Below are 2,584 nucleotides of genomic sequence, written 5' to 3'. Positions count from 1 at the left end.
TGGTCGACTGCTGTCTTACCGGGAGCCTCTTCTCATGCCAACCGGTCCCAGCGCCGCCCCTGCTGACCTGCGCGATCAGGTTGGAAAAGCCTCAGTCGTTAAGCGGTTATCGGCCGTAGCAGCCGCAACGGCCCTGGGGGCGGCGGTGCTCGCTTCCCCGGGCGTCGCCCACGCTCAATCGTCCTACTGCTCGGTCAACGGATGGCTCAACCCGATCATCACCAGCTGCACCACCGATGCTGTGCAGGCGCACGCGAACGGCTGGATCGATGTCCAGGTCGGTCGATCCGTACTCGGGATGCAAGGCGGACTTCTACATCTGGGACGCCCGCAACCAGGAAGTCATCTACCGGGCAACGGGCGTTTCCAACTTCTCCACGAGACTGTTCCGCGTGTACTCGTGGTATCACCTCAAGGCGACCTTCCGTGGCACAAAGTGCGGCGGTGAGGCCAGCCTGGACAACGAGTAGGGGAAAGCAGACAGCCGTTCGTGCCGTTATCCCAGGCACCACCCAGCCCCGATGCCTTGCGGTGTCGGGGCTGTTCGCATGCCTTGCCCGAGCGAAGACCACCTTGTCGGGAGCCCCGGCTTACTTGCGCCGCTTGGATCACCGGCCCAGGTCTTGGGCAGGTCGGATCCGATGCCGTGCCTTGATGAGCAAATCCCAGCCTAGCGGGGTGAGGTTGTGCAGGACCGAGCTTCCGTGGCGTTGAGTGCTGATCAGCCCAGCCTCGCGTAGGACGGCTGCGTGCTGGCTGGCCGAGGCGATGGAAGTGCCCGACCGCCGGCTGAGCTCGGTAGTGGTGCAGCCGTCTCCGATCGACCGCAGGATTGTTGCCCGGGTTTTCCCGATCAGTGTGGCGAGGGACTTGTCTCCTGGGCCGAGGACACGGTCGTGGACATCACGGGCCACCGGGTAGACGAGTACGGGAGGCAGCTCGGGGTCGACCAAGGTCACGGGACTGCGACAGCAGAAATACGACGGCAGTAACAGCAGGCCTCGGCCTCCTAGCACCAGCTCCTGGGTGACCGGATAGTGGGTTTCCAGAAACGGGGGATTCCACCGCAGCAACGGGCTGTAGCTGCGCAGCAGCCCTTCGACGCCGCCGTCGGCGAAGGCGCGCATTCGTTTGGCCCGGTCCGCCTCGATGTGCGCCCGCACCGACGGCCACTCCGGCTGCAGCACGGAATTGTGATAGGACCGCAGCGTGTGTCCCAGACCTTCGAAGACGCGTATGTCCCCGTCGGCGAGTCTGTGGGTCCACGTTGGCAGGGAGCGTTGGGCGCCGAGCAGTTCCAGTTCTGCCCGGATGCGAGCGCGTGGCGTGGCCAGGACGGACTCGATCTCGTCTTCCAGCGTGTCCGCCGGTCCGGAAGGAGTGAGGAAGTCCGGGAAATACGGGGCCTGCGGTGCGAGAGTCATCAGCGGTCGTATCCACGGCCGCACCTTGTCCCGGGCCCTTTGGCGCCAGCCGTCGAAGAGCAAGGGCCCTTCCCGGTTCTGCAGCACCTGGACGCTCAGCACGATCTCCCACATAGCGTTGGGGCCTGTTGCCAGTCGCGTTCGGACAAGATCATCATAGTTGAAGTGAATCCGCAGCACGACGCTCCCACGCTGATTCTGACCAAGGGGGGCAGCTCGCTCCAGACTATACCGATGACAAAATCTTCATCATCGAGTTGATTTTGCGCCAGTCCGGACAAGCCTGCCGTGCGCATTTGAGACCAGCTTCACGCATTTTCATCCTTGAGCGGCTTGGGGTGACGTGGCGGTACTGAAGGACGGCGATGGCTTTGCAGAGGTGGCTGGCCACGGAAGGGCTGCAGCAAGCGTGGCCGGTTCGCCTCAGGTCGAACTCGCGAAGTTGAGACGCGATGTGCCACCGCCTCTGCCGCGCCAGGCCAGCGCGCATGAGCACCCATCCACTCGTCTTCCCCGTCGTGTCGACGGGCACCGGGCGGCGGCAGGGCGGCGCGGCAAAGTACGGGAAACGATCATCACCCCATCGGGACGCGATCTTCTCGACCCCCATTGCCCTCCTGGTCAGCCCAACTCGTGAACACTCCACCCGGAGCCGTTCTTGAGACGGCTGGACTGAAGTTAACGGGATCTCGTCTGATCGAGATCAGGTGGGATCTTGTCGTTTCGAGAGGTTCAGAATCAGGTTCTTCCTGGTTTGGGAGTCGCGGAGCAGGTGTCCGGGAAGGCCCGGGTGGTGTCAGGCCGCTGGTCGAGGTCCACGTTCGCGTCGCTGGGCATGCAGACGCCGACTCCGGGCTGTGTGCTGCGACAAGGTGATCTGAAGTGCGGGTTAGGGGGCCGGTGGCGGTCGGCTCCGGCCCGGGAACGGCGTGTGGCCGATGTGCGCCGCAGGTCGCTACCGCTAATTTCTGCACTCAGCCTCCTCGAAGGCCTCTCCACCGGCCCCACATCGGTGATGACGGTCTTGGCCCTGCTGCCGTTGCGGGAGTTCCCCGCACCGCGACCGGCCGGATCGTGTCGTGCCGACTCCAGCACGAGCTTGGTCAGGCGGCCCAGCAGCCCGTTCTCACCCCCCAACTCCAGGCCCTCGGCGCGGGCCT

At 64.6% G+C, this 2,584-nt stretch carries 1 protein-coding gene and 1 pseudogene; both read right to left on the bottom strand.

The window, feature by feature from the left end; translation table 11 throughout:
- Positions 1–608: 608 nt before the first annotated feature.
- Positions 609–1,538 carry a helix-turn-helix domain-containing protein gene (locus AB0H81_RS44570; RefSeq protein WP_358388533.1) on the bottom strand — a complete coding sequence of 310 codons (930 nt, stop codon included), beginning with the start codon at positions 1,536–1,538 and terminating at the stop codon, positions 609–611.
- An 879-nt stretch (positions 1,539–2,417) separates the two neighbouring features.
- Positions 2,418–2,584 (bottom strand): annotated as a pseudogene (locus AB0H81_RS44565) (IS256 family transposase); the annotation flags it as partial.

The organism is Nonomuraea sp. NPDC050691, assembly GCF_040654455.1.
GTDB lineage: Bacteria > Actinomycetota > Actinomycetes > Streptosporangiales > Streptosporangiaceae > Nonomuraea.
This window is presented reverse-complemented; position numbering and strand designations above follow the sequence as displayed.

What these genes read in the sequence shown, in the direction of transcription:
- AB0H81_RS44570 (WP_358388533.1), bottom strand. Translation starts at nt 1,538, where the DNA reads ATGTGGGAGATCGTGCTGAGCGTCCAGGTGCTGCAGAACCGGGAAGGG.